Source organism: Lentzea sp. NPDC051208 (assembly GCF_040682435.1).
In the GTDB taxonomy this organism is placed as follows: domain Bacteria; phylum Actinomycetota; class Actinomycetes; order Mycobacteriales; family Pseudonocardiaceae; genus Lentzea; species Lentzea kristufekii.
Window position 1 is genome coordinate 500,027 of sequence record NZ_JBFBAW010000001.1, and the last position, 21,966, is coordinate 521,992.

Sequence of the window (21,966 nt, forward strand, 5' to 3'; positions counted from 1 at the left end):
CCGCCGGACGACCGAATCAGGGGCGTGGACATCAGCCGTTCGGCCGAGGGACGCACGGCGCGCGGGATTTCGGCAGACTGGTGTCGTGACCCGACAGAGGACGATCTGACGTGCACGCCGCCGGCCTGGTGCTGCACCCCCGACGAGACTCCGCCGCCGCCGTCGAGGCGATCCTCGGCTGGGCGGCCAAGCGCGGTGTCGAGATCCTCGGCATCTCGGACGAGATCCAGCGCCTGCGCTGCGAGGCCACCCCGGTCACCGCGGACGAACTGGGCCGCCGGGCCGACCTGCTGGTGAGCCTCGGCGGTGACGGCACGATGCTGCGCGCCATGCGCATGGCCGACGGCGAACGGGCCCCGGTCCTCGGCGTCAACCTGGGCAAACTCGGCTTCCTGGCCGAGGTCGACGTCCCGGACCTGCCCGCCGCCCTGAGCGCCATCGACGCCCACGAGTTCACCGTCGAACCCCGCATCGCCGTCGACGCGCGCTTCAACGACCAGGAGGTCACCGCGTTCAACGACGTCGCCGTGGTCCGCATCCCCGGCGAGGGCAGCGCCCGCGTCGCCGTCCGGGTGGCCGGCCAGCCGTTCGTCAGCTACGCCGCCGACGCCGTCATCGTGGCCACCCCGACCGGCTCCACCGCCTACAGCTTCTCGGCGGGCGGCCCGATCACCAGCCCGTCCGTCGAGGCGCTGCTCGTCACCCCGGCCGCCCCGCACTCCGCCTACAGCCGGGGCGTGGTGCTGTCGGTGAACGACGAGGTCGACCTCGACCTGCTGCCCTCCAGCGGCCGCCTGGCCGTGGAGGTGGACGGTATGGTCGCCGGGTACGTCGAACCCGGCCAGCGGGTGTCGTTGCGCGGCCGTGCCGGTGCCGCGCGGGTGGTGCGGCTCGGGATGACGACGTTCTACCAGCGGGCCCGGCGCAAGCTGGGGCTCACCGACTCGGCCGAACTCGGGTGAGGCCGGCGGCGTCTGGCCGGCGGTCGCCCACCACCTCGTTCCCTGATCTCCACCCGTGCTCGAGCGCCGCTTGTTCGGATGTCCGCGCCGAGCAACGGATGGGGGCAAGGGACATGGAGCTGAACAGGCGCAGGGTGTTCGCGCTGGGTGCGGGCGCCGCGCTCGCGGCGGGCACGGGGGCCGCCGCTGCCGACACCGGGAGGACGGCACCGGAGCCGAACCTCCCCGGCTTCAAGCACAACTACGCCGAGGTGAACGGGGTACGCCTGCACTACGTGACCGGCGGGCGGGGCGAACCGCTGCTCCTGCTGCCGGGGTGGCCGCAGACCTGGTGGTTGTACAACAAGATCATGCCCGCGCTCGCGACGAAGTTCCGGGTCATCGCGGTGGACATGCGCGGCCAGGGCGGGTCGGACAAGCCGCAGGGCGGGTTCGACAAGAAGACGATGGCGACCGACATCCACGAGCTCGTCAAGAAGCTCGGGTACGACCAGGTCAACGTCGTCGGGCACGACCTGGGCAGCATGGTCGCGTTCTCCTTCGCGGCCAACTTCCCCGCCGCGACGAAGAAGGTCGCGTTCATGGACGTGCTGCACCCCGACGAGAGCTTCTACCAGATCCCGCTGCTGCCCCCGCCGGGCGGATTCAGCATCTGGTGGTTCGCGTTCAACCAGGTCATGGGCCTGCCGGAGCAGCTGCTGGCCGGCCGGTTCCGCTACCTGATCGACTGGCTGTTCGCCAACACCGCGTTCACGCCGTCCGCCATCGACGAGCGGTCGCGGCGGATCTACGCGCAGAACTACAACTCGCCGGACGCCATCCGCGCGAGCAACGGCTGGTACCAGGCGTTCCACCAGGACATCGCGGACGGCAAGACCTACGCCAAGCTGACGCCGCCGGTGCTGGGCCTGGCCTCGATCTCGTCCTACGACCAGTTCCTGGGCGCGCTGCCGAACGTCGCGAACCAGTTCGAGGTCGTGCGCGTCGACGGGTCCGGCCACTGGCTCGCCGAGGAGCAGCCGGACGTCGTCGCCCGCGAGATCACGCGGTTCTTCAGCTGACCGGACGTGCCGAGGGGATGAACGCCGCGATCACGACTGCCAGCAGCGCGGTCGCGGCGCCCAGCCCCATGATCAGCTGGAAGCTGAACGGCACGCCCACCTGCGTGAGCACGACGCCCGCCACCGCGCTCGACACCGACGTGCCGATCGCGCGCATCAGCGTGTTGAGGCTGTTGGCCGCGGCCGTCTCCGACGTCGGCACGGCACCCATGATCAGGGCGGGCATCGCGCCGTAACCCAGGCCGATGCCCGCGCCGATCACGGCCGAGATCACGACGAGCTGCCACACCGCGGTCAGCATGAAAACCCCTGTGCCGTAACCAAGAGCGACCACGAGCGCGCCGAGGACCAACGTGACGCGAGGGCCCCGAGCGTTCGAGATCTTCGCGCACACCGGCGCCGTCGCCATCATCACCAGTCCGGACGGCACCAGCACCAGGCCCGTGACGAGCAACGACTGCCCGAGCCCGTGGCCCGTCGAGGTCGGCAGCTGCAGGATCTGGGGCAGCACCAGCGACTGCGCGAACATGGCGAACGCGAACACCGCCGAGGCGATGTTGGTCAGCAGCACCTGACGCCGGGCCGTGGTGCGCAGATCGACCAGCGGCTGCGGCGACCGCAGCTCCCACCAGCCCCACAGCCCGAGCACGACGGCCGCGGCGACGAACAGGGCCGTGGTGGTGGCACCGCTCCAGGTGGACGCCTTCGACACGCCGAGCAGCAGGCAGACCAGCGCGACCGACAGCCCCAGGGCGCCGAGGACGTCGAACCGTCCGCCACCTCGGACCGGCGACTCCGGCACGACGACCAGGACCGCGATCAGCACGAGCACACCGGCCGCGGCCGACGTCCAGAACAGCATGTGCCAGTCGCTCTGCTCCACCAGGAACGCCGCCGCGGGCAGGCCGAGCGCTCCGCCGACGCCCAGCGAGGCGCTCATCAGCGCCGTCGCCCCGGCCAGCCGTTCCAGCGGCAGCTCGTCGCGCATGATGCTGATGCCGAGCGGGATGACGCCGACCGCGAGCCCCTGCACCACGCGGCCGATGACCAGCGGCACCAGCGAGTAGCTCAGCGCGGCGATCACCGAGCCCGCGATCAGCATGAGCAGGCTGACCAGCAGCATGCGGCGCTTGCCGTACATGTCGCCGAGCCGGCCGATGACCGGCGTCGCGACCGCGCCGGCCAGCAGGGTCGACGTGATCACCCAGGTGGTGTCGCCGGGTGAGGAGTTCAGCAGTGCGGGGAACCTCGGCAGGAGCGGGATGACCAGCGTCTGCATCAGCGACACCGTGATGCCGCCCAGTGCCAGGACTGCCACGACGACGTTCGGACGGGTCACCGGGGCCGTTTCTTCGCGGAGCACGTCACCGAGTCTAAGTCAGTCACTTGACTTAACATCGGGTGGTGCGAGGATGTCCCGGATGTCCGAAGCGGAGGTGACCATGAACAAGGTGGACAGCCAGTCCAAGACGGAACGCGCGCACGCCACCCGCGAGCTGATCCTCACGGCGGCCGAGCGGCTGTTCGCCGAGCACGGCGTGGTCGCGGTCTCGAACCGCCAGGTCAGCGAGGCGGCCGGCCAGGGCAACAACACCGCCGTCGGCTACCACTTCGGCACCAAGGCCGACCTCGTGCGGGCCATCGCGCGCAAGCACCTGGCGCACATCGAGGAGATCAGGCAGCGGATGGTCTCCGGCCTCGGCGACTCCCCCGGCCTGCGCGACTGGCTCGACTGCCTCGTGCGCCCGGTCACCGTGCACCTGGAAGCGGTCGGCAGTCCCACCTGGTTCGCCCGGTTCGGCGCGCAGGTCATGACCGACCCGACGCTGCGGCCGATCATCGTGGAGGAGACGCGCTCTTCGCCGTCCCAGGTGCGCATCCTGGCGGGCCTGAACGCCTGCCTCGCCGACCTGCCGGACGACGTGCGCGCCGAACGCCACGACATGGCGCGCCAGCTGCTGGTGCACATGATCGCCGAACGCGAGCGCGCGCTCGCCGACGGCACCCCGACCCCGCGGGCGAACTGGCCCGACGCCGCGGCCGGACTGGTCGACGCCCTCGTCGGGCTGTGGCGCGCTCCCGTCAGCCGTTAGGCCTTCAGCGCGTAGAACCTGATCGGCGAGTTCGGCTCGAACCCGATCCGCGGGTAGACCGGTGCTCCGGCGGCCGTGGCGTGCAGCGTGGCGCGGGTGATCCCGGTCGCCCGCCACGCCTCGTACAACGCCTTGCGCGTCACCGCCTCGCCGTAGCCCCGCCGCTCCGCTCCGGGCTCGGTCGCGACCAGCACCACGAAGAGCCGCCCGGCCGTCTCGACCGCACCCGCGCACGTCACCGGCACGCCGTCCCTGAGGCCCAGGTACGCGTGCACCCCGCTCTTCCACAGCGCCGAACCCGCGATGCCGTCACGTCCGGCCTCCAGGTCGAACCCGTAGGCACGGGAGTTGATGTCCGCGTACACCAGCAGCTGTGCGTCGGTCGTGACCCGCTCGAACGTCAGCTCCGCGTGCGAAGGCTCGGGGATCGGCAGCAGGTCGCCCGCCATCCCGGTGCCGGGAAACGCGAACTCCAACCCGGCACGGTCGGCCAGCGCGTCGAGGTCGGCACCCTCCGCCAGGCCCTCGAACACCCACAGGAAACCGGACTTCTGCTTCGTTCGCATGACGTCCGCGGCTTCGGCGAAGCGCTGCGCGAGCAGGTCGGCGCCGATGCCGGACTCGGTGAGCGTCACGCAGTTCCAGAACGGGAACAGGCAGTCCGCCCATCGCACGGCGATGCCGGGCAGATCACGCACGTCCGCGTCCGGGTTCTGGTCCAGCACCATGGCGCGCCACCCGACGGTGAGCTGCTCCACGGACTCCAGCGCTTCGGTCGACTCGATCATGCTCTCAAGCCTAGTCTGCGGCGTTCTCCCGCAGTCGCCGCAACATCAACGCCAGGTGCAGCCGGAACCGGCCGGCCGCCGAGTCGAGCTCGAACCCGAGCACCGACTCGACGCGGGCGAGCCGTGCGGTCATCGTGCTGTGGTGCCGGTGCAACGCCGCCGCGGCCTTGCGCACCGAAGCCGTGGCGCACAACGCGTCCAGCATCGGGATCATGCCCGGCTCCGCGGCGAGCCGGTCGAGCGCGCGCACGTCGGGCAACGCCTCGATGTCCGCGAGGGCGACCTGCTCGGCCAGAAGTGCCAGGCCGCCAAGCCTTTCCCACCAGACCACCGGCTCACTGTCCGATGTGTACCGCAACGCCGTCCGCGCGGCCTGCCAGGACTTGGCCGCGTCGATCGCGGGCAGCGACGGGCCTACCCCGAGACGTCCGGTGATCTCCGGGACCTCGGTGGTCAGCACCGCACGCACGGCCCCCAGCAGCACCGACCGTCCGGGCACCTCCCCGATGGCCGCCAGCACGCGCAACGGCGCCGTGGCGGCGATGCCGAGCAGGTGCAGCGCGCGAGATCGTTCCGCCGTGCCGACGCCGTCGGACAGGACGAGCTCGATCAGCGCGGGATCACCCAGTTCCGGCAGGGGCACGCTGGAGTGTTCGAGCAGCACGGCGGCGGCGATCGCGAACCGTTCCAGCAGCATGTCGTCCAGCGGCGCGGGCGCGCCCTGCCGGGCGACCCAGACCTCCACACCGCCTTCGAGCGCACGGACCGACGCCTTCACGGGCACCGGGCCCGCCGTGACCGCGCCCCCGGCGTCGGCGCGCAGCTGGAGGCCCTGGCCGGGCGCGTGCAGGCCGACCGGGCACCCGGCGAGTTCGGACGTGCTGCGCACCAACGCGTCCAGGCCCGCGCGTTCGGTGATCAGGCGATCGAAGAACCCGATCACCCTCACCGCGCTCTCGGCGTCGGCGTCCAGCCCGGACAACCTCAGCAGCAGGCCCTTCATGCCGTCACCATAGCCCCGACAGGTGGCTGGCCGAGTGCCCGAATCGCCCGCCACGTGTCGGCTGCCCGCACCGCCGTTCCGAGCCGAGGATTGATCCCATGAGCTACGACGTGGATCCCGAACTGCTGCCCTGGCTCGACATGCTGCCGCAGGTGGTCATGACCGACTACGAGGCACTGGTCGCCGCCCGCACCCAGCAGTCGGAGCTGGCGAACCTCATCCCCGTGTACGAGCCGGCCAACCCGATCGACGTCCGCGACGAGACGGTTCCCGGTCCTTCCGGCGCCCCGGACGTGCGGGTGCGCGTCTACGGCCGCGCCGGTCGCGAGAACCCCGTCCCCGGCCTGGTCTACATCCACGGCGGTGGGTTCGTCCTCGGCAGCGTCGAGATGTTCGAGGCGCACGTGCTGAAGCTCGTGGACCAGCTGGACGTCGTGGTCGTGTCCGTCGACTACCGGCTCGCTCCCGAGCACCCGTTCCCGGCACCGGTCGAGGACTGCTACGCGGCCCTCACGTGGACGGCGGCCAAGGCCGGCGAACTCGGCATCGACCCCGCACGGCTCGGCATCGGCGGCGAGAGCGCGGGTGGCGGGCTCACCGCCGGAACCGTGCTGATGGCGCGCGATCGCGGCGGCCCCGAGCTCGCCTTCCAGTTCCTCGGCATCCCCGAGCTCGACGACCGGCTCGACACGGACTCGATGCGGGACTACATCGACACCCCGCTGTGGAACCGCCCCAACGCGCTCTACAGCTGGACCGCCTACCTGGGCGCGGAACCGGGCGGCGACGACGTCTCGCCGTACGCCGCCCCGTCCCGTGCCACCGACCTTTCCGGGCTCCCGCCCGCGTTCGTCACGACCTGTCAGTACGACCCGCTGCGCGACGAAGGCGTCGAGTACGCGCGACGGCTCGCGCACGCGGGTGTACCGACCGAGCTGCGCCTGTACCCCGGCACGTTCCACGGTTCCTCGCTCGTCGAGAGCGCGGAGGTCTCACGCCGGATGTTCGCCGACGAGGTGGACGCGTTGCGCCGGGGCCTGAAGGTCACAGACTCCCGGTGACCGTGCTGCCGGACTTGGTCACGTAGTAGGTGACGGTGGCGCCACTCCAGTAGTGGAACGTCAGCGTCACCCGCGCGTTGTCGTTGACCTCGGCGAAGAACTCCGGGGTCAGCGTCGTCACGCCGGTCGTGTAGTTCGGCGCGAACGTCCGGTCGAACTCCTTGAAGGACGTCCAGTTGTGCGGGCCGGCGTTCGACCCGTCGGCGTACTTCGCCTCCATGGTGGCGAGCAGGTCGCCGCGGAAGGTGGTCGGGATCGCGAACGAACCGGTGGTGCCGGTCGCGGCGGACAGCACGGGTGTGTCGTGGGTGATCAGGTTGACCCGCCACGGCACACCTGCGGAGAAGTGGGCCGTCAGCACGGCGTTCGTGCCGTAGGCACGTGATCCGCTCAGCCTGGTCATCGCCGCGGCGGTCAGGGTGAGCTGGTCTCCCGAGATCGTGTAGTCGGTGCCGCGCACCAGTTCGGTCGTGCCCTGGCGCAGGCCGGTGAACGTGGTCCCGTTGGTGTTCAACGTGATCGTCTTGGCGGTGACGGCGCTCGACCGGGCGCTGAACACCTGGTCGGACGACGCCGTGCCGGAGCGGGTGGTCCAGCTCGACTTGATCTGCGCGATCAGTTCGGGGTCGCTCCACTGGAAGGACGTGCGGCCGAGGTGCTGGCCGTTGTCCCACAGCATCGTGGTGATCTTCTTGGTGCGGGCGTAGTAGCCGAAGTGCTCGAAGAACTTCAGCTTCTCGCCCTGTTCGATCGTGCCGGTGTGGCGGTCGAACCCGAGCAGTCCGTACTCACCCAGCACCACCGGGACGCCGCGCGCGACGAAGGTGTTGTGCACGCGGTCGAACGAGTCGGTCAGGTCCTTCTGCGCGGTCGCGTCGTACCGCGTCCCACCGGCCACGTTCACGCTGAACGGCCAGTAGCCGTAGTAGTGCACGGTCGCGGCCAGGTTCGGGTCGCCGAACCCGCGGATGGAGGTGGCCAGCTCGTCGAGGCGTGCCTGGTCCGACGACGTGTGCAGGGTGGGCAGCACCAGGAGGCGGTTCGCGTTGTTGCCGCCCGAGCGCCGCACGATGTCGCGGAAGGAGGCGTTCAGCTCGTGCAGCAGCTGTGCGTTCTGGGCGTCACCCGAGCTGCCGGTGAACTGCGGCTCGTTCACGCTCTCGAACACGAGCTTGCCCGGCGAGTCGCGGAAAGCCGTCGCCAGCTGCGTCCAGATCGCGTTGTAGCGGGCGAGCACGCCGGTGCGGTCGGACGGCATGGCCGCGATCCACTGCCACGAGTCGTGGTGAATGTTGATCATCACGTGGAAGCCGTCCGCCAGTGCCCAGCCGACGACCTCCTTGACGCGGTTCAGGTACGCCGCCTCGATCACGTGGTCCTGGCTCTGGTGCTGGCCCCACGTGACGGGGATGCGGATGCTCTTGAAGCCCTGCGCCTTCACGTTGTCCAGCAGGGCCTCAGTGACGCGCGGGTTGCCCCAGGACGTCTCGTCGCTGCCGGTGGCGTCCAGCGTGTTGCCGAGGTTCCACCCCGGCTGCATCGCCGCCACCTGCGCCATCGCGTCACCCGGCACCGGGTTCCCGGTGGTGGTCGTGGTGGTCGTCGTCGTCGTGGTGGTCGGCGGTGTGCCCGTGTCGCCGGTGCACGTGACCCCGTTGAGGGAGAACGACTGCGGTGCCGTGTTGGTGCCGGACCAGCTGCCGTTGAAGCCGAAGGACACCGAGGCGTTCGGTTCGATCACCGCGTTGTAGCCGGCGTTGACGGCGGTGGCGTCGGCGCCGGACGACGTGACGGTGGCGTTCCACGCCTGGGTCACCCGCTGGCCGGACGGCCACGTCCAGGTCAGGCGCCAGCCGTCGACGCGCTCACCGAGGTTCGTCACGGAGACGTTGGCGGTGAACCCGCCGTTCCACTGACTCGGTACCGCGTAGTCCACCTTGCAGCCCGGCGCCGCCGCGGCCGGGGCCGCGACCGCCAGGCCGATGCTCGCGGCCACCGAGACGAAAGCCGCCATGAGCGCGAAGCCGCGCCTTCCGGTCATGACACACCTCCCGATTCTGGGAGCGTTCCCAGGTGGCCGGACTGTAGTGAGCCGCGATCGAGGCGGACAGACGAGCCGTCGAATCGAGTCGAACGCGGAAACGCCTCTGTCGCACTGCTTTCGTGACCGTTACAGTCCCGAACCTGGGAGCGCTCCCAGATTCGTCCGAACTCCCGACTTCGGAGGCTGACGTGCACGGACGCAGAGCTGTCACAGCCGTCCTCGTCGCGGTGCTCGCGGTGGTGGCCGGTCCGCTGGTGTCCCCTTCGGCGGCCGCACCGGCGTTCAACTACGGGGAGGCGCTGCAGAAGTCGGTCTGGTTCTACGACGCCCAGCGCTCGGGCAAGCTGCCCGCGAACAACCGGGTGAGCTGGCGCGGGGACTCGGCACTGCGCGACGGCGCCGACGTCGGCCTCGACCTGTCCGGCGGCTTCTACGACGCGGGCGACCACGTGAAGTTCGGGCTGCCCTTCGCGTTCAGCGTGTCGATGCTCGCCTGGGGTGCCGTCGAGAACCGGGCCGCCTACGTGAGCTCCGGTCAGCTCCCGCACCTCATGGCGAACCTGCGGCACGGCACGGACTGGATCATCAAGGCGCACCCGTCCCCGAACGTCGTCTACGGGCAGGTCGGCGCGGGCAACCCCGACCACGCGTGGTGGGGTTCGGCGGAGGTCATGCCGATGGCCCGTCCTTCGTACAAAGTGGACAGTTCGTGCCCCGGCTCCGACCTCGCCGGCGAGTACGCGGCCGCGATGGCGTCGGCGTCGATGGTCTTCAAGGACACCGACCCGACCTACGCGACCACTCTCCTCACGCACGCCAAGCAGCTCTACACGTTCGCGGACACCTACCGCGGCAAGTACAGCTCGTGCATCACGGACGCCGCGAGCTTCTACAACTCCTGGAGCGGCTACCAGGACGAGCTCGTCTGGGGCGCCATCTGGCTGCACCGCGCCACCGGTGACGCGAGCTACCTGACCAAGGCGAAGACGGAGTACCAGAAGCTCGGCACCGAGCCGCAGAGCACGGAACGCTCCTACAAGTGGACCATCGCCTGGGACGACAAGTCCTACGGGGCCTACGTCCTGATGGCGAAGCTGACCGGCGAGCAGACCTACGTCAACGACGCCAACCGCTGGCTCGACTTCTGGACCACCGGCTACAACGGCAACCGGGTGCGCTACTCCCCCGGTGGCCAGGCGGTGCTCGACAGCTGGGGTTCGCTGCGGTACGCCGCCAACACCGCGTTCGCGGCGCTGACCTACTCGGACTGGCTGTCCACACGCGACAGCGCACGCGCCAGGACCTACCACGACTTCGGCGTTCGGCAGATCAACTACGCCCTCGGCGACAACCCGCGCAACGCGAGTTACGTCGTCGGGTTCGGCACCAACCCGCCGCGCAACCCCCACCACCGGGGCGCGCACGGTTCGTGGGCCGACAGCATCCAGGAGCCCGCTGTCAGCCGGCACGTGCTCTACGGCGCGCTGGTCGGTGGTCCCAGCACCAACAACGACGCCTACACCGACAGCCGCAGCGACTACGTGATGAACGAGGTCGCGCTCGACTACAACGCGGGCTTCACCGGTGCGCTCGCCCGCCTGTACGGGGAGTTCGGCGGCACTCCGCTCGCCTCCTTCCCGACCGCCGAGACCCCGGACGGCCCCGAGCTGACCGTGCAGGCGTCGGTGAACCAGAGCGCCGCCCAGTTCACCGAGATCAAGGCGTTCGTGCTCAACAAGAGCGCGTGGCCGGCACGGACGTTCAACGGCACGCTGCGCTACTACTTCACGCTCGACGGCGCCACCACACCCGGCCAGATCACGGTCACCACGAACTACAACCAGTGCGGCACACCCGGCGCGCCGGTGCAGCACAGCGGCGCCGTGTACTACGTGGAGATCCCGTGCACCGGTGTGGCTCCGGCCGGGCAGTCCGCGTTCCGCAAGGAGGTCCAGTTCCGCATCACCAGCGCGGGCACGTGGGACCCGGCCAACGACTGGTCCCACACCGGCCTCGGCAGCGGCAACACCGTCGCCCAGACCGACCGGATCACGCTGCGCCAGGACGGCAAGACGGTGTGGGGCAACGAGCCCGGCGGCGCCGTGGAGGACAGCGAACCACCTTCGGTCCCGAGTGGACTGACCGCCTCCGACGCCGGTCCGACGAGCGTCACGCTGACCTGGACGGCCTCGGCCGACAACGTCGGGGTGACCGGGTACGACGTGCTCAGCGGCACTACCGTCACGGCATCGGCGACCACGACCAGTGTGCGGGTCACCGGCCTCACGCCGGACACGCCGTACTCGTTCTCGGTGCGCGCCCGGGACGCGGCGGGCAACGTGTCCGCGGCCAGTGCTCCGGTCGCCACGCGCACCCTCCCCGGCGTCGCCTCCACTCTCACGGTGCAGCACAAGGGATCCGGCGCGGCCACGACGAACCAGATAGGTGCCACGCTCCAGCTGACGAACCGCGGCACGGCGCCGGTCAGCCTCACCACCACGACGATCAGGTACTGGTTCACCGGCGACGCGCCGTCTGCGACCTACCAGGTGTGGTGCGACTGGGCGCAGATCGGATGCGCCACCGTCCAGGCACGGGTGGTCAAGCTGCCCACCGCGCGCACGGGCGCCGATGCGTACGTCGAGGTCTCCTTCAGCTCCGGCAGCCTCGCGGTCGGAGCGAGCACAGGCGACATCCAGGTGCGCGTAGCGAAGTCCGATTGGTCCTCTTTCGACCAGACCAACGACCACAGCTACCGCGTCAGCAACGCACTCACCGACTTCGACAGGGTCACCGCCCACACGGCCGGTTCCCTCACGTGGGGCGTCGAGCCCTGACGAACTTCGGGACGGGACGTTCTGCACGGCACAGGCGTCCCGTCCCGTTCCCACTCGCGGTCGCGCTCTCACGAACCCGACACACGAGCGTTTCGTCACACCGGATCACCGTCGCGGGCTCCTACGATGAGCGTCATGACGGAGATCGACCGGCAGCGAAGGCCCGGCCCGCGGATCGAAGAGGTCGCCCGGCTGGCCGGCGTGTCCAAGTCGACGGTCTCCAGGGTGATCAACGGCGAGCAGTACGTGAGCGCCAAGGCCCGCGACGCCGTGCACACGGCGATCACCGACCTCAAGTACAGCCCGAACCAGGCGGCCCGCTCCCTCGCGGGCAACAGGGCGAACGCCATCGCGCTGATCGTCTCCGAACAGGGCAGCAGGGTGCTCGGCGACCCGTTCTTCGCAGGGGTGCTGCGCGGCGTGCACGCGGAGCTCACCGGGCGGCGCATCCAGCTGCTGCTCATGCTGAGCCGGCCGGAGGACCACGACGACCTCCTCGCCTACCTGGCGAGCGGCCACGTCGACGGCGCGCTGCTGGTGAGCCTGCACGGCGACGACCCGCTGCCGCTCCGGCTCCAGGAGTTCGGCCTGCCGGTGGTGGCAGGCGGCCGCCCCCTCGCGGCGGGCTCGGTCCCGTTCGTCGACTCGGACAACTTCACCGGCGGCCTCGACGCCGTGCGGCACCTGGTCTCACTGGGACGCACCCGGATCGCGACCGTGGCGGGCCCGCGCGACATGGCGGCGGGCCTCGACCGGCTCAGCGGCTGGCGACGAGGCCTCGGCGAGGCGAAGCTCTCCGCGGACCTCGTGGCGGAAGCCGACTTCACACCCGAGAGCGGCGCCATCGCCATGTCGGAACTGCTCGACCGCGCCCCCGGGATCGACGCCGTCTTCGTCGCCGCCGACATCATCGCCCTGGGCGTGCTGAAGGTGCTGCACGCCCGCGGCAGGCGCGTGCCCGAGGACGTGGCGGTCGTCGGGTTCGACGACTCACTGCTCGCGTCGACCGCGACCCCGCCGCTCACCACCGTCCGCCAGGACGTCGAGCAGCTCGGCCGCACGATGACGTGGCGGCTGCTGGGCGAGCTGGCGGGCGACGCCGGTCTTCCGCCCTCGCTGCTGCTGCCGACGTCTCTGGTGCTCCGCGCGAGCGCCTGATGCCGCGCGTGGCCTGAGCTGGGCTGGGCTGGGTGTCCGCTGGGCGGCGGTGTCTGCTGGGCGGCGGTGTCCGCTGGGGCGCGACGCCAGCAGGGCGCGGTGCCTGCTGGACAGCGGGGCGTGCACGACACGGTGCCAGCAGAGCGCGGCGCCACCCCAGGGGCGCGGCGCCATTAGGACGTGGCGCCAGCAGGGCGGCAGTGCATGCACGACACGGTGCCAGCAGAGCGCGGCGCCACCCCAGGACGCGGTGCCATTAGGACTCGATGCCAGCAGAGCGCAGGCCACTGAACACAGGCTTCGTCGAGGGCGGCGGCTGCCAGAGGCGGCTGCCAGAGGCGGCGGCTGCCAGAGGCGATGCACGCGGCCGAAGGCCGCCGGCACCTGACCCCGCCTCCTCCTGCCCCTGCCTCCTCCTGACCCCGCCTCCATCGACGCCGCCTCCTCCACCCGGCGTGGCCCTGCCTGACGCGGTGCACCTCTGACGTCCCAACCCGACACAGCACCCGCCTCGCACCGCCCCACCAACGCACCGCCTCAGCCCGCCCACGGCCCAGCAACGCGGTGCGCACCCGACTCCATCCAACCCAGTCGCTGCCCCCGAAAGCCGCCCCACGCAACCCCTTCCGCGCCCAACGCAGTCCTCCAAATGGCGCCGTCTCCCACCGACGCCACCCCTCACCTGACGCGCCCGCCCACCCAACAATCTCCCCACCCGCCGCCTCCCGACTCGACGCGGTGCGTGCCGGGAGAAGCACGGACTGTTAACCCATCGGACATATTTCCGGGAACGCTCCCAGGTTTCAAAACTGTGACCTGAACCATGAACCACGAGGTCACCCGGTCGAGCGACAGCGAAAGTCCCTGGCACGGGCCGAAGTGTGTCTTGACACACGTTCGAAGCCGGGACGACACTCCTCGACGTCTGGGAGCGCTCCCAGAACCCGCCGCCGAGACCAGAGGAGTTCTCCCGTGCGACACCGTTGGATCAGCGTGCTGATCTGTGCCGCCGTGTCCGCCGCCGCCACCACAGCGTGCGGGACAGGTGGGGCCAGTCAGACCGCGGATGGCAAGACCGAGCTGACGATCGCCACGTTCAACGAGTTCGGTTATGAAGAGCTGTTCAAGGAGTACGAGGCGGCTCACCCGGACGTCAAGATCACGCAGCGCAAGACCGGTCAGGGTCAGCCCCACCACCAGAACCTGTTCACCAAGCTGGGTGCGGGTTCCGGCCTCGCGGACATCGAGGGCGTCGAGGAGGGCTACCTCAGCCAGGTGATGTCGAAGGCCTCCCAGTTCAACGATCTCAAGGAGATCGGCCCGAAGATCGAGGACGGGCGCTGGCTGGACTGGAAGACCCAGGCGATGACCACCAAGGACGGCAAGCTCATCGGCTACGGCACCGACATCGGTCCGCTGGCCATGTGCTACCGCAAGGACCTGTTCGCGCAGGCCGGTCTGCCGTCCGACCCCGAGGGCGTCAAGGCCCTGTTCGCCACGTGGGACAGCTACTTCGCCGCCGGCGACCAGTTCGTCGCCAAGGTCCCGGGCGTCGCGTGGTTCGACAGCGCCGCGCAGGTCTACAACGCGATGCACAACCAGCTCGAGACGGGCTACTACGACAAGTCCGACAAGCTGGTCGTCGACACCAACGCCGACATCAAGTCCAACTGGACCGCGGTGACCGGTGCCGTCGCCAAGGGACAGTCGGCTCGCCTCGGTGCGTTCAGCAACGAGTGGAACACCGGCTTCAAGCTCGGCAAGTTCGCCACGAAGACCTGCCCGTCGTGGATGCTCGGCGTGGTCGAGACGCAGGCGGGCCCCGAGAACAAGGACAAGTGGGCGGTCACCGACGCGTTCCCGAACGGTGGCGGCAACTGGGGTGGCTCGTACCTGAGCGTGCCGAAGCAGAGCAAGAACGCGAAGAAGGCCGCCGAGCTCGCCGCCTGGCTGACCGCGCCGGAGCAGCAGATCAAGGCGTTCAAGGCGAAGGGCACCTTCCCCAGCCAGAACAAGGCCCTCGAGGCGCCTGAGCTGCTGGAGCAGACCAACGCCTACTTCGGCGGCGTCAAGGCCGGCGAGCTGTTCGCCACGCAGGCCAAGAAGATCAAGGCCGCGCAGTACAAGGGTCCGGCCGACGGCCAGATCCAGGAGACGGTCTTCAGCCCGGCACTGCAGTCGGTCGAGCAGGGCAAGAACGCTGACGAGGCATGGACGACCGCCGTCGAAGGCGCGAAGAAGGCGGCCAAGTAGTGACCGCCACTCTCTCCAAGGTTGACCGCGGGCGAGTTCAGGAGACTCGCCCGCGGCCTCCGCGGCGGTACCGGCTGTCCAATCTGGACACCAAGGTGTCGCCGTACCTGTTCGTCGCACCGTTCTTCGTGCTCTTCGGGGCGATCGGGTTGTTCCCGCTGCTCTACACGGCCTACGTCTCCCTGTTCGACTGGGAGGTCGGCGCCGACGAGCCGCTGTTCATCGGTCTGGAGAACTACCGGACGCTGTTCGAGGACGACCAGTTCTGGAACGCGCTCTTCAACACCTTCAGCATCTTCCTGCTCTCGAGCGCGCCGCAGATCGTCGTCGCGGTGCTGATCGCGGCGCTGCTGAACGCGAACCTGCGGGCCCGCACCGGGTGGCGCATGGGCGTGCTGCTGCCCTACGTGGCGAGCCTCGTGGCGTTGACGATCATCTTCGGCAACCTGTTCGGCCCGCAGTACGGCCTGGTGAACGACGTGCTCGGGCTCGTCGGCATCGACCCGATCGACTGGCAGGCCAGCACGTTCGGCAGCCACGTCGCCATCGCGTCGATGGTCAACTGGCGGTGGACCGGCTACAACGCCCTGATCATCCTCGCCGCGATGCAGGCGATCCCCCGTGACGTCTACGAGGCGGCGCTGGTGGACGGCGCGAGCGCGCTGCGGCAGTTCTTCAGCATCACGCTCCCGATGCTGAAGCCGACGCTGATCTTCGTGGTCGTCACCTCGACCATCGGCGGCCTGCAGATCTTCACCGAGCCGAAGCTGTTCGAGCCGTCCGGCGGCAGCGGCGGCGGCACGGAGCACCAGTACCAGACCGTCGTGCTCTACCTGTACCAGTCGGCGTTCCAGGGTCTCGACCTCGGCTACGCCTCCGCGATCGCGTGGGTGCTGTTCATGATCGTGATCATTGTCGCCGCCCTCAACTTCTTCCTCACCAGGAGGGCCGTGCGATGATGAGACGACCTTCCTTCGCGATCTACGGAATCCTCGGCGCGTTCGTGCTCGGTTCCGCTTTCCCGTTCTACTGGTCGTTCCTGGTCGCGAGCCGCGACAACTCGGTGCTGACCGGCGACTTCACGCTGATTCCCGGCGGGAACTTCTTCGCCAACGCGGCACGGGTGTTCGACACCGTGCCGTTCTGGAAGGCCCTGGGCAACAGCTTCCTCGTGTCCGGCACCGTGACGTTCTCGGTGGTGCTGCTCTCGACGCTGGCCGGGTTCGCGTTCGCCAAGCTGCGCTTCCGCGGCAGGGGCGTGCTGTTCCTGTTCGTGGTGGCGACGCTGGCGGTGCCGACCCAGCTCGGGATCATCCCGCTGTACATGGCGATGGCCGAGTTCGGCTGGGCCGGCAGGCTGGAAGCCGTGATCGTGCCGAACCTCGTCACCGCGTTCGGCGTGTTCTGGATGCGGCAGTACCTGCTCGACGCCATCCCCGACGAACTCGTCGAGGCCGCGCGGATGGACGGCTGCAGCCTGTGGCGCGCGTTCTGGCACGTCGCACTGCCCGCCGCCAGGCCGGCCGCCGCGATGCTGGGCGTGTTCACGTTCATGCAGTCCTGGAACGACTTCCTGTGGCCGTTGGTCGTGCTCAACGCCGACAACCCGACGCTGCAGGTCGCGCTGGAGAAGCTGCAAAGCGGTTACTACGTCGACTACTCGCTCGTACTCGCCGGAACCACGCTCGCGACGGTTCCGGTGCTCATCGTCTTCCTCGTGCTCGGGCGGCAGATCGTCGCCGGTGTGATGCAGGGCGCCGTCAAGGGGTGAAAATGGAGAACATTGTTTTCCCGCAGGGTTTTCTGTGGGGAGCCGCGACCGCCGCGTTCCAGGTGGAAGGTGCGACCGACGTGGACGGCCGCACAGACTCCATCTGGGACGAGTTCTGCCGTCAGCCCGGCAAGGTGGTGGGCGGCGACTGCGGTGAACCCGCCGCCGACCACTACCGGCGCTTCGAGCAGGACGTCGCCATGATGGCGGACCTGGGAATCAAGGCCTACCGGTTCTCGATCGCCTGGCCGCGCGTGCGCCCGGACGGCGGGAAGGTCAACCAGGCTGGGCTCGACTTCTACCAGCGGTTGATCGACTCGTTGCTGGCGCACGACATCGTGCCGTGGCCGACGCTGTACCACTGGGACCTGCCGCAGAAGCTGGAGGAGGTGGGCGGCTGGGCGAACCGCGACACCGCGTTCCGGTTCGCCGACTACGCGGCCGCCACCGTCGAGGCGCTCGGCGACCGGGTCGGCACCTGGACGACGATGAACGAGCCGTGGTGCTCCGCGTTCCTCGGCTACGCGGGCGGAATCCACGCCCCCGGCCGCACCGAGCCGGCGGCGGCCGTCGCCGCCGTGCACCACCTGTTGCTCGCGCACGGGCTCGCGTCCGACACCATCCGCGCGGCCCAGCCGGATGCCAAGGTGGGCATCACGCTCAACATGTACCCGATCATCCCCGTGGACCCCGGCAACCCGGCGGACCTCGACGTCGCGCGCAGGCTCGACGGGCTGCAGCAGCGGATCTTCCTGGACCCGTTGCTGCGCGGGGAGTACCCGGCCGACATCCTCGAGGACCTCGAGCCGTTCGGGTTCAGCGAGCACATCAAGGACGGCGACCTCGGTGTCATCTCGGGGCCGATGGACATGCTCGGCGTGAACTACTACACCGAGCACTACGTCAGCTCGTCGCCCAACGGTGAGGCTGGTCCGTCGCCGTGGGTCGGCGTGCAGCACGCGTCGTTCCCGCCCCGGGACGCCCCCATGACCGACATGGGCTGGGAGGTCAGGCCGGACGGGCTCACCACGGTGCTGATGCGGGTGCACCAGGACTACCCGCGGCTTCCGCTGTACATCACGGAGAACGGCGCCGCGTTCCGCGACGACTTCTCCGGCAACGGTGCGATCGACGACGTGGACCGCACCGGTTTCATCGCGTCCCACCTGCGCGCCGCCCACGCGGCGATCGAGGCGGGCGTCGACCTGCGCGGTTACTTCTGCTGGTCGCTGCTGGACAACTTCGAGTGGGCCGAGGGGTACGCGAAGCGGTTCGGCATCGTCCACGTCGACTACGACACGCAGATCCGCACGCCGAAGATGAGTGCGAGGTGGTACAGCAGGGTCGCGCGCGACAACGCGCTGGTCGCCGTCTCATGACGGAAAGCAGGAGTCGGCGCCCCGGCCCGCGCATCGAGGAGGTCGCGCGCGTGGCCGGGGTGTCGAAGTCGACCGTCTCCAGGGTGATCAACGGCGAGAAGTACGTGAGCGAGCGGTCCCGCCAGTCGGTGCACCGCGCGATCGCGCTGCTCGGGTACAGCCCGAACCACGCCGCGCGCACCCTCGCGGGCAGCAAGGCGAACGCGATCGCGCTGGTGATCTCCGAGCAGGGCAGCCGGGTCCTCGCGGACCCGTTCTTCGCCGGCGTGCTGCGCGGGGTGCACGCGGAGCTCGCGGGACGGCACGTCCAGCTCCTGCTGATGATGAACCAGCCGCTCGACGGTGAGGACCAGATCGCGTACCTCACCGGCGGGCACGTAGACGGTGCCCTCGTCGTGAGCCTGCACGGCGAGGACCCGTTGCCGAGAACGTTGTACGAAACAGGACTGCCCATCGTGGTGGGGGGCCGCCCGCTCGCGGGCGGCTCCGTCCCGTTCGTCGACGCCGACAACTTCAACGGCGCCCTCGGCGCCGTCCGCTTCCTCATCTCCCTGGGCCGCGAGAAGATCGCCACGATCGCCGGGCCGGTCGACATGGCGGTCGGCATGGACCGCCTGAGCGGCTGGCGGTGCGGGCTGGCGGAACACGGCATGGGCGTGGAACTCGTGGTGCACAGCGACTTCACACCCGACAGCGGTGCGCTCGCGATGGAGGAGCTGCTGCGCAGGGCACCCGATCTCGACGCGGTCTTCGTGGCGGCGGACATCATGGCGCTGGGCGCGTTGCGGGTGCTCCAGGCGCGCGGCTACCGGATCCCCGACGACGTGGCGGTGGTGGGGTTCGACGACTCCGTGCTCGCGTCGACGGCCGTACCGCCGCTCACCACTGTGCGACAGGACGTGGAGGGGTTCGGCCGGACCCTGACCTGGCGGCTGCTCGCCGAGCTGGCCGGCGAGGAGAAGCTGCCGCACTCCATGCTGCTGCCCACGTCACTGGTGCGCCGATCGAGCGCGTGATCGTGCTTGCCCGCCAACGGTTCGATCGCCCCCGCGTCGAATCGACTCGAACCATTCGACGCGGAAGTAATTCCTCCCGGGCCTGAACCACAGCCAGGACCAGGCCGTATTACGACATGCGAGTGGGAGAGAGAGCGGGGGTTGCGGATGCAGGCGGGCCGATTCTTCGACGAGTCACCGGACGAGGGTCCGGAACTGCCGGACACGGCGGTGCTGCGCGTGCTGTGGATGACCGCGCAGGGAATGGTGTGGCCGTGGTTGCTGCAGAGCATGTGCCGGCGCGACGCCATCGAGCACGCCCTGAAGAGCGAACTGATCTGGGCGCCGGTCGGCGACCACCTCGGCTACCACATCACGGACGCCGGGCGGCGGCGGATCATGGACTGGTACCAGGAGAACCGCCCCGGCACCCAGGACGACTCGGCGCACTGGCGCGCCGTCACGATGCGCTGAAGGACGCCGGCCGGACCCTGCGCGTGACGCGCTCGGCGTGGAAGCGGAAGGCGCGGTAGGTGAAGCCGGCCTCCTGGCGGGCTCCTCAGCCGACACGCCGGCCGCAGGCAGCGATCTCCGGGTGTTGCGGGGCGAGCCACGGCGGCACCGCGTACGTCGGCGTGCCGCGCACGACGGAGATCCCGCGTTCGTGTGCGCCGTCGAGCACCGGCCGCAGCCAGTCGAGCTCGAACCGGCCGTTCTCCGGCTCCCACGTCGACCACACCGACTCGCCGACCCTGATGACGGCGAAACCGGCCTGGGCCATCAGGTCCAAGCCGGTTCCGAGCCGACAGGAGTCGGCGTTTCCGTTGGGGCACTGGGCCTTTCGGGCCACGTCCGACTCGAATCGACCGTCGAACGTGGACCCCGGGCTCAGACGGTGGCGGCGGCGCGGGCGGCGAGGCCTTCGACCACACCGGACAGCTTCTCGGTGACCTCGGGGTCGTCGACCGGGTGCAGATCGGCGAAGCGCACCACCGACGAGGGGATCGAGAGGGTCAGGTCCTCGGCGACCACGCCGCCGGCGATCTTGACCGCCTTGCGGGCCTCGTCCTGCGCCCACACGCCGCCGTACTGGCCGAACGCGGTGCCCACGACGGCGACCGGCTTGCCGGACAGGGCGCCGGCGCCGTAGGGACGGGACAGCCAGTCGATGGCGTTCTTCAGCACGGCGGGGATGGTGCCGTTGTACTCGGGCGACACCAGGAGCAGGGCGTCCGCGCCGGCGGCGGCCTCCCGCAGCCGGGTGGCGGAGGCGGGCACGCTGCCCTCGGCGTCGATGTCCTCGTTGTAGAACGGCACGGTGTCCAGGCCCTCGAACACGCCGACCTCGACGTGCTCGGGCGCGATCTGGACCGCCGCCTCCGCGAGCCTGCGGTTGTGCGATCCCGAACGGAGGCTGCCGACGAGCGTGAGGATGCGGACGGCCATGGCGTGACTCCCAGGTTCGGTGTGTGGTCGGACGACTCTCCACGCTAAACGGGACGCGGCCCGGTTATCTTCCGGATAGGCTACCGAGGTGATCGACAGCACATCCCTGCACCTCGCCCGCGCGGAGCCGCAGCTGCGCGCGGACGCGGTGCGCAACCGGGCGTTGCTGCTCGAGGCCGCCGCCCGGCTGGCGGCACGGCGGGGCGCGGCGGCGATCACGATGGAGGCGGTCGCCGCGGAGGCCGGGGTCGGCAAGGGCACGGTGTCGCGGCGCTTCGGTGACCGCAACGGCCTGATCCGGGCCCTGCTGGACCGTTCGGAGAGCCAGTTCCAGGAGGCGTTCCTCAGCGGACCGCCACCGCTCGGGCCCGAGGCCGACCCGGCCACGAGACTCAGGGCGTTCGGCCCGGCCTTGCTCCGCCACGAGCACGCCGACCTCGAGCTCTACCTGGCGGCCGAACCGTCACCGGGCCGCCGGTTCGCGGTCCCGGCCCGGCAGTTGCGCCACCGGCACGTGGCCGTGCTGGTGCGGGCGCTCCTGCCCGGTGCCGACGCCGAACTGCTCGCCCACACCCTGCTGGTGTCGGTGGACGTCGTGCTGACCGACCACCTCGTCCGCGGCCGCGGCATGCCGCTGGAACGGGTGGAGGCCGCCTGGCACGACCTGGTCGACCGGCTCCTGGCCTGACCGGCTGGGTCCCCCACATCGCTGCGGCGGACCAGCCGGGCCTCGGTGATACGGCGTGAACACGGCACCGGCGGGGTCGCGTGCGGCGATCCGTTCGAAAACCCGGCGGTGGCCCGCGTTCGAGGCGGCGCACAGGGCGCGGTCACCGCGGCCCGTGCAGCGAGCGATGTTGATCACCTGGCTCTCCAGCGCGCACCACTCGTCTGACGACTCCACGAAGTCGCGCGGCGACGGTGGCTCCGTTCTCAACGCCGGGACGTAGCGGATCGCCTGTCTGTCCACAGTGGAGTTACAGCGGTCGCGCCCGTGCTTCGAGTCGAATCGACCGTCGAAAGGACGCCGGTGACCGAACAGGGGCTTGTAGCCGTCACCGGACTCGGCCTACGGTCCCCCTGGGAGCGCTCCCAGAGCGCCCGTCGACGAGGAC

Annotated in this window: 19 protein-coding genes; 13 read left to right on the plus strand and 6 right to left on the minus strand. The window is 70.0% G+C overall.

What is annotated here, in order from left to right; translation table 11 throughout:
- Positions 1 to 110 precede the first annotated feature (110 nt).
- Entirely contained in the window at positions 111 to 962 is an 852-nt protein-coding gene (locus AB0M48_RS02130; RefSeq protein WP_363835444.1) for an NAD(+)/NADH kinase, read from the plus strand.
- 113 nt (positions 963 to 1,075) lie between these two features.
- Positions 1,076 to 2,023 carry an alpha/beta hydrolase gene (locus AB0M48_RS02135; protein ID WP_363835445.1) on the plus strand — a complete coding sequence of 316 codons (948 nt, stop codon included), beginning with the start codon at positions 1,076 to 1,078 and terminating at the stop codon, positions 2,021 to 2,023.
- Here AB0M48_RS02135 and AB0M48_RS02140 read toward each other — a convergent pair.
- Complete coding sequence (locus AB0M48_RS02140) at positions 2,016 to 3,386, minus strand: MFS transporter (protein ID WP_363835446.1); 1,371 nt, start codon at positions 3,384 to 3,386, stop codon at positions 2,016 to 2,018. The two genes, AB0M48_RS02135 and AB0M48_RS02140, sit on opposite strands and share 8 nt — an antisense overlap.
- 58 nt (positions 3,387 to 3,444) lie before the next feature.
- Between AB0M48_RS02140 and AB0M48_RS02145 the strand changes: the two genes are divergently transcribed.
- A complete protein-coding gene (locus AB0M48_RS02145) occupies positions 3,445 to 4,116 on the plus strand; it encodes a TetR family transcriptional regulator (protein ID WP_363835447.1) in 672 nt (223 codons plus the stop codon).
- Here the strand turns inward: AB0M48_RS02145 and AB0M48_RS02150 are convergent.
- Together AB0M48_RS02150 and AB0M48_RS02155 are read right to left on the minus strand one after the other, a co-directional pair.
- The gene (locus tag AB0M48_RS02150; protein ID WP_363835448.1) at positions 4,113 to 4,904 is read right to left on the minus strand and encodes a GNAT family N-acetyltransferase; all 792 of its coding nucleotides are present in this window, start codon (positions 4,902 to 4,904) and stop codon (positions 4,113 to 4,115) included. The genes AB0M48_RS02145 and AB0M48_RS02150 overlap by 4 nt on opposite strands.
- 10 nt (positions 4,905 to 4,914) lie before the next feature.
- Complete coding sequence (locus AB0M48_RS02155) at positions 4,915 to 5,907, minus strand: helix-turn-helix domain-containing protein (protein WP_363835449.1); 993 nt, start codon at positions 5,905 to 5,907, stop codon at positions 4,915 to 4,917.
- Positions 5,908 to 6,005: 98 nt separating this feature from the next.
- On the opposite strand from AB0M48_RS02155, the gene AB0M48_RS02160 reads away from it, so the two are divergent.
- Positions 6,006 to 6,968 carry an alpha/beta hydrolase gene (locus AB0M48_RS02160; RefSeq protein WP_363835450.1) on the plus strand — a complete coding sequence of 321 codons (963 nt, stop codon included), beginning with the start codon at positions 6,006 to 6,008 and terminating at the stop codon, positions 6,966 to 6,968.
- On the opposite strand, the gene AB0M48_RS02165 is transcribed toward AB0M48_RS02160, so the two are convergent.
- Complete coding sequence (locus AB0M48_RS02165; protein ID WP_363835451.1) at positions 6,952 to 9,009, minus strand: cellulase family glycosylhydrolase; 2,058 nt, start codon at positions 9,007 to 9,009, stop codon at positions 6,952 to 6,954. The genes AB0M48_RS02160 and AB0M48_RS02165 overlap by 17 nt on opposite strands.
- 191 nt (positions 9,010 to 9,200) lie before the next feature.
- Here AB0M48_RS02165 and AB0M48_RS02170 point away from each other — a divergent pair, with 191 nt between their 5' ends.
- The 8 genes from AB0M48_RS02170 (at position 9,201) to AB0M48_RS02205 (ending at position 19,879) form a co-directional block, all read left to right on the plus strand.
- The gene (locus AB0M48_RS02170; protein WP_363835452.1) at positions 9,201 to 11,849 is read left to right on the plus strand and encodes a glycoside hydrolase family 9 protein; all 2,649 of its coding nucleotides are present in this window, start codon (positions 9,201 to 9,203) and stop codon (positions 11,847 to 11,849) included.
- 126 nt (positions 11,850 to 11,975) lie between these two features.
- Entirely contained in the window at positions 11,976 to 13,007 is a 1,032-nt protein-coding gene (locus tag AB0M48_RS02175) for a LacI family DNA-binding transcriptional regulator (protein WP_363835453.1), read from the plus strand.
- A gap of 1,011 nt (positions 13,008 to 14,018) precedes the next feature.
- Complete coding sequence (locus AB0M48_RS02180) at positions 14,019 to 15,260, plus strand: ABC transporter substrate-binding protein (protein WP_363835893.1); 1,242 nt, start codon at positions 14,019 to 14,021, stop codon at positions 15,258 to 15,260.
- Positions 15,218 to 16,219, plus strand: a complete 1,002-nt coding sequence (locus tag AB0M48_RS02185; RefSeq protein ID WP_363835454.1) for a sugar ABC transporter permease — start codon at positions 15,218 to 15,220, stop codon at positions 16,217 to 16,219. Before AB0M48_RS02180 ends, AB0M48_RS02185 begins: the two co-directional genes overlap by 43 nt.
- Positions 16,219 to 17,031 carry a carbohydrate ABC transporter permease gene (locus AB0M48_RS02190; RefSeq protein ID WP_363835455.1) on the plus strand — a complete coding sequence of 271 codons (813 nt, stop codon included), beginning with the start codon at positions 16,219 to 16,221 and terminating at the stop codon, positions 17,029 to 17,031. The genes AB0M48_RS02185 and AB0M48_RS02190 overlap by 1 nt, the downstream gene beginning before the upstream one ends.
- Positions 17,032 to 17,033: 2 nt before the next feature.
- Entirely contained in the window at positions 17,034 to 18,410 is a 1,377-nt protein-coding gene (locus tag AB0M48_RS02195; protein WP_363835456.1) for a GH1 family beta-glucosidase, read from the plus strand.
- Entirely contained in the window at positions 18,407 to 19,426 is a 1,020-nt protein-coding gene (locus tag AB0M48_RS02200) for a LacI family DNA-binding transcriptional regulator (RefSeq protein ID WP_363835457.1), read from the plus strand. Before AB0M48_RS02195 ends, AB0M48_RS02200 begins: the two co-directional genes overlap by 4 nt.
- Positions 19,427 to 19,573: 147 nt before the next feature.
- A complete protein-coding gene (locus AB0M48_RS02205; RefSeq protein WP_319985737.1) occupies positions 19,574 to 19,879 on the plus strand; it encodes a hypothetical protein in 306 nt (101 codons plus the stop codon).
- An 85-nt stretch (positions 19,880 to 19,964) separates the two neighbouring features.
- On the opposite strand, the gene AB0M48_RS02210 is transcribed toward AB0M48_RS02205, so the two are convergent.
- Both AB0M48_RS02210 and AB0M48_RS02215 read right to left on the minus strand, forming a co-directional pair.
- Entirely contained in the window at positions 19,965 to 20,186 is a 222-nt protein-coding gene (locus AB0M48_RS02210) for a beta-galactosidase (protein WP_363835894.1), read from the minus strand.
- Positions 20,187 to 20,293: 107 nt separating this feature from the next.
- Positions 20,294 to 20,851 carry an NADPH-dependent FMN reductase gene (locus AB0M48_RS02215; protein ID WP_363835458.1) on the minus strand — a complete coding sequence of 186 codons (558 nt, stop codon included), beginning with the start codon at positions 20,849 to 20,851 and terminating at the stop codon, positions 20,294 to 20,296.
- 88 nt (positions 20,852 to 20,939) lie between these two features.
- Here AB0M48_RS02215 and AB0M48_RS02220 point away from each other — a divergent pair, with 88 nt between their 5' ends.
- On the plus strand, positions 20,940 to 21,539 hold the full coding sequence (locus AB0M48_RS02220; protein WP_363835459.1) for a TetR/AcrR family transcriptional regulator: 600 nt from the start codon (positions 20,940 to 20,942) through the stop codon (positions 21,537 to 21,539).
- Positions 21,540 to 21,966: the final 427 nt, after the last annotated feature.

Bases quoted from the DNA above. Each gene is read 5' to 3' on its own strand.
- AB0M48_RS02135 (WP_363835445.1), top strand. From the start codon at position 1,076: ATGGAGCTGAACAGGCGCAGGGTGTTCGCGCTGGGTGCGGGCGCCGCG.
- AB0M48_RS02145 (WP_363835447.1), top strand. From the start codon at position 3,445: ATGTCCGAAGCGGAGGTGACCATGAACAAGGTGGACAGCCAGTCCAAG.
- AB0M48_RS02150 (WP_363835448.1), bottom strand. From the start codon at position 4,904: ATGATCGAGTCGACCGAAGCGCTGGAGTCCGTGGAGCAGCTCACCGTC.
- AB0M48_RS02155 (WP_363835449.1), bottom strand. From the start codon at position 5,907: ATGAAGGGCCTGCTGCTGAGGTTGTCCGGGCTGGACGCCGACGCCGAG.
- AB0M48_RS02160 (WP_363835450.1), top strand. From the start codon at position 6,006: ATGAGCTACGACGTGGATCCCGAACTGCTGCCCTGGCTCGACATGCTG.
- AB0M48_RS02165 (WP_363835451.1), bottom strand. From the start codon at position 9,009: ATGACCGGAAGGCGCGGCTTCGCGCTCATGGCGGCTTTCGTCTCGGTG.
- AB0M48_RS02175 (WP_363835453.1), top strand. From the start codon at position 11,976: ATGAGCGTCATGACGGAGATCGACCGGCAGCGAAGGCCCGGCCCGCGG.
- AB0M48_RS02185 (WP_363835454.1), top strand. From the start codon at position 15,218: ATGGACGACCGCCGTCGAAGGCGCGAAGAAGGCGGCCAAGTAGTGACC.
- AB0M48_RS02190 (WP_363835455.1), top strand. From the start codon at position 16,219: ATGAGACGACCTTCCTTCGCGATCTACGGAATCCTCGGCGCGTTCGTG.
- AB0M48_RS02195 (WP_363835456.1), top strand. From the start codon at position 17,034: ATGGAGAACATTGTTTTCCCGCAGGGTTTTCTGTGGGGAGCCGCGACC.
- AB0M48_RS02200 (WP_363835457.1), top strand. From the start codon at position 18,407: ATGACGGAAAGCAGGAGTCGGCGCCCCGGCCCGCGCATCGAGGAGGTC.
- AB0M48_RS02205 (WP_319985737.1), top strand. From the start codon at position 19,574: ATGCAGGCGGGCCGATTCTTCGACGAGTCACCGGACGAGGGTCCGGAA.
- AB0M48_RS02210 (WP_363835894.1), bottom strand. From the start codon at position 20,186: ATGGCCCAGGCCGGTTTCGCCGTCATCAGGGTCGGCGAGTCGGTGTGG.
- AB0M48_RS02215 (WP_363835458.1), bottom strand. From the start codon at position 20,851: ATGGCCGTCCGCATCCTCACGCTCGTCGGCAGCCTCCGTTCGGGATCG.